We start from the raw sequence: 3,877 nt of genomic DNA, 5'->3' as shown, positions 1-3,877 counted from the left end.
GGCGTTCTGGTTCTTCCTGGCCCAGCTGAACTTCATCCTGGGCGTGCTGAACCTGGTGCCGCTGCTGCCGTTCGACGGCGGGCACATCGCGATCGCGTTGTTCGAAAAGCTGCGCAACATGGTTCGAGCCGCCCGCGGCAAGGTTGCCGCGGCGCCGGTGAACTATCTCAAGCTGATGCCGGCCACATACGTAGTCTTGGCGGTGGTGGCCGGTTACATGCTGCTCACCGTGACCGCCGACTTGGTCAACCCGATCAGGCTGTTTTGACAGGAGAGCTCACATGAGCGTCGGCCTTGGAATGCCGGCCGCCCCTGCGCCCACGCTGGCCCCGCGGCGCAAGACCCGCCAGTTGATGGTGGGCGGAGTCGGGGTGGGCAGCGACCATCCGATCGCGGTGCAGTCGATGTGCACCACCAAGACCCACGACGTCAATGCGACGTTGCAGCAGATCGCGGAGTTGACCGCCTCGGGTTGCGACATCGTGCGGGTCGCCTGCCCACGGCAGGAGGACGCCGACGCGCTGGCCGAGATCGCCAGGCACAGCCAGATCCCGGTGATCGCCGACATCCACTTCCAGCCCAAGTACATCTTCGCCGCCATCGACGCCGGCTGCGCCGCGGTCCGGGTGAACCCGGGCAACATCAAGGAGTTCGACGGCCGGGTCGGCGAGGTGGCCAAGGCGGCAGGTGCCGCCGGTATCCCGATCCGGATCGGCGTCAACGCCGGGTCGCTGGACCAGCGCTTCCTGGCCAAGTACGGCAAGGCAACCCCGGAAGCGCTGGTGGAGTCCGCCCTGTGGGAAGCGTCGTTGTTCGAGGAACACGGCTTCGGCGACATCAAGATCAGCGTCAAGCACAACGACCCGGTCGTGATGGTGGCCGCCTACCAGCTGCTGGCCGAGCAGTGCGACTACCCGCTGCACCTGGGCGTCACCGAGGCCGGCCCGGCGTTCCAGGGCACCATCAAGTCCGCGGTGGCCTTCGGTGCGTTGTTGTCGCGCGGGATCGGCGACACCATCCGGGTTTCGTTGTCGGCACCTCCGGTGGAGGAGGTCAAAGTGGGCAACCAGATCCTGGAGTCGCTCAACCTGCGGCCCCGGGGTCTGGAGATCGTGTCGTGTCCCTCGTGCGGGCGGGCGCAGGTCGACGTCTACCGCTTGGCCAACGAGGTCACCGCCGGGCTTGAGGGCATCGACGTCCCGCTGCGCGTGGCGGTGATGGGTTGCGTGGTCAACGGCCCGGGTGAGGCCCGTGAGGCGGACCTGGGTGTGGCGTCCGGCAACGGCAAGGGCCAGATTTTCGTCAAGGGCGAGGTGATCAAGACCGTGCCGGAGGCGCAGATCGTCGAGACGCTGATCGAGGAGGCCATGCGCCTTGCGGCGGAGATGGGTGAGGGATCTTCGGGCGGTTCGCCCACCGTCGCCGTAAGCTGATCACAGCCGATTCGCCGGCCGTTGAGTACGCCAGAAAGAGTCACCATGTCGGCTCCACCCGATTTCCGTCTCGCCCAGCGGCGGGTGTCTGTGGTGAGTGACGCCGCAGCCGTCTGGCAGGTGCTGGCGGAGGATCCGGTCGGTTCGTGCATGGTCGCGGCCCGGGTGGCCGACCACGGTGTCGATCCGCGGCTGATCGGCGGGGAGCTGTGGACGCGCGGCGGTGTGGACGAATCGCTGTGCTACGCCGGGGCCAACCTGATTCCGCTGCGGGGAACGCCCGCCGATCTCACCGCTTTTGCCGACAAGGCGGCGAGTGCGATCCGGCGCTGCTCGTCGTTGGTCGGCCGCGCTGAGCTGGTGCTGCCGATGTGGCAGCGGCTCGCCGAATCCTGGGGTCCCGCACGCGATGTGCGCGAGAGTCAGCCGCTGATGGCGCTGCAGAGCATACCGGCGTGCCTGATGGACCCGGAAGTGCGCCAGGTGCGTCCTGAGGAGCTCGACGCCTACCTGGTGGCGGCGGTCGACATGTTCATCGGTGAGGTGGGCGTGGATCCGCGCGCCGGTGACGGAGGCCGCGCATACCGGCGGCGGGTGGCCAACCTGATCGCGGCCGGGCGGGCCTGGGCGCGCTTCGAGCACGGCGAGGTGGTGTTCAAAGCCGAGGTGGGCTCGCAGTCGCCGACGGTGGCACAGATTCAGGGTGTCTGGGTGCACCCCGACCGGCGCGGATGCGGGCTGGGGACCGGCGGCACCGCCATGCTGGCCGGGGTGATCGTGGGCACCGGGCGCATCGCCAGCCTGTACGTCAACGACTTCAACGAGGTGGCCCGGTCCACCTACGAGCGGGTGGGTTTCGCCCAAGTCGGCACCTTCGCGACCGTGTTGCTCGACTGACAGGCTCCTGCTGCACGCACATCTCGGTGCGGACACGAACTGGCCTCGGTGCGCCTCCACGCCCGTGACTGTCTCGGTCTTTAACATCAGCCCCAATGACAACTGCAAGCTCATTCGTCACACGCGTCACGGGATTGGTGACCGTGCTGCTCACCGCCGCAGGCCTGGCCGCCTGCACCCCGCGCCCCGACGGCCCCGGGCCCGTCGCCGAGCGCTTCTTCGCCGCCCTGGCCTCCGGGGACACCGGGGCCGCCGCGGACCTCAGCGACGACCCGTCCGCGGCGCGCAGCGCGCTCAACGCCGCCTGGGCGGGCTTGCAGGCTGAGCACCTGGACGCCCAGGTGCTCAGCTCGCGTTACAACGACGACACCGGCAGCGTGGCCTACCGCTACACCTGGGCGCTGCCCAAGGGCCGGAGCTGGTCTTACGACGGCCAGCTCAAAATGGTCCGCAACGAAGGCCACTGGACGGTGCGCTGGACGGCCACCGACCTGCACCCCAAGCTGGGGGAGCACCAGACTTTCGCGCTGCGAGCAGACCCCCCGCGCCGCGCCGCCGTCAACGAGGCGGGCGGCACCGACGTGCTGGTGCCCGGCTACGTGTACAACTATCAGCTCGACGCCAGCCGGGCCGGCAGAAACCTGATGCGGACCGCGCTGGCGGTGGTCGAGACGCTGCGCGGCTACGACGCGGACCTGAGCGACCCGCAGCGACTGGCGGAGCAGGCCAGTTCCTCGGTGACCCCGCTCGACCTGATCACCCTGCGCAAAGCCGAGCACGACCGGGTTGAGGCGGCCATCGGCGCCCTGCCCGGGGTGGTGGTCACGCCGCACGCCGAACTGCTGCCCACCGACGACCACTTCGCGCCGATGCTCATCAGCGAGGTCAAGAAAGCCGTCGGAACCCAACTGGAGGGCGCCGCGGGCTGGCGGGTGGTCAGCGTGAACCAGAACGGCGTCGACGTCGCGGTGCTGCACGAGGTGGACCCGGCGCCGGCGCCGTCGCTGACCATCAGCGTGGACCGCGCGGTGCAGCGTGCCGCCCAGAACGCGGTCAACAGCCGCGGCGATAAGGCCATGATCGTGGTGATCCGGCCCTCGACCGGCGATCTGCTGGCCGTCGCCCAGAACGCGGCCGCCGACTCCGACGGCCTGATCGCCACCACCGGCCTGTACCCGCCCGGATCGACCTTCAAGATGGTCACCGCCGGCGCGGCGATCGAACGGGACATGGCGACCCCTAACTCCATCGTGGGCTGCCCCGGCGAACTCGACATCGGCCAGCGCACCATCCCCAACTACGGCGGGTTCGACCTCGGGCTGGTGCCGATGTCGCGTGCCTTCGCCGATTCCTGCAACACCACTTTCGCCGAGTTGGCCAGCAGAATGCCGCCGCGTGCGCTGTCGCAGGCGGCCAGCCGCTACGGGATCGGGGTGGACTACCTGGTCGACGGCATCACCACGGTCACCGGCTCGGTGCCGCCGACCGTCGACCTGGCCGAACGCACCGAGGACGGATTCGGTCAGGGCAAGGTCTGTCTCTTATAC

At 69.0% G+C, this 3,877-nt stretch carries 4 protein-coding genes; all 4 read left to right on the top strand.

Translation table 11 applies throughout. From position 1 onward, the window contains the following. The coding region (locus tag LI92_RS20250) for a site-2 protease family protein (RefSeq protein WP_046322059.1) at positions 1-268 on the top strand (268 nt) is incomplete at its 5' end. A gap of 13 nt (positions 269-281) precedes the next feature. After that, positions 282-1,433 (top strand): flavodoxin-dependent (E)-4-hydroxy-3-methylbut-2-enyl-diphosphate synthase, encoded by a 1,152-nt coding sequence (gene ispG / locus LI92_RS20245; protein ID WP_046322058.1) that lies wholly within the window; start codon positions 282-284, stop codon positions 1,431-1,433. Between the two features lie 45 nt (positions 1,434-1,478). Continuing rightward, positions 1,479-2,330 carry a GNAT family N-acetyltransferase gene (locus tag LI92_RS20240; RefSeq protein ID WP_046322057.1) on the top strand — a complete coding sequence of 284 codons (852 nt, stop codon included), beginning with the start codon at positions 1,479-1,481 and terminating at the stop codon, positions 2,328-2,330. A 95-nt stretch (positions 2,331-2,425) separates the two neighbouring features. Beyond that, positions 2,426-3,877: NTF2-like N-terminal transpeptidase domain-containing protein (locus LI92_RS20235; RefSeq protein WP_046322060.1), on the top strand; the 1,452-nt coding region annotated here is incomplete at its 3' end.

Source organism: Mycobacterium sp. UM_Kg1, from assembly GCF_000972925.1.
GTDB lineage: Bacteria > Actinomycetota > Actinomycetes > Mycobacteriales > Mycobacteriaceae > Mycobacterium > Mycobacterium hiberniae.
Note: the sequence above shows the minus strand (reverse complement) of the source record. Positions and strands in the feature narration are given on the sequence as shown.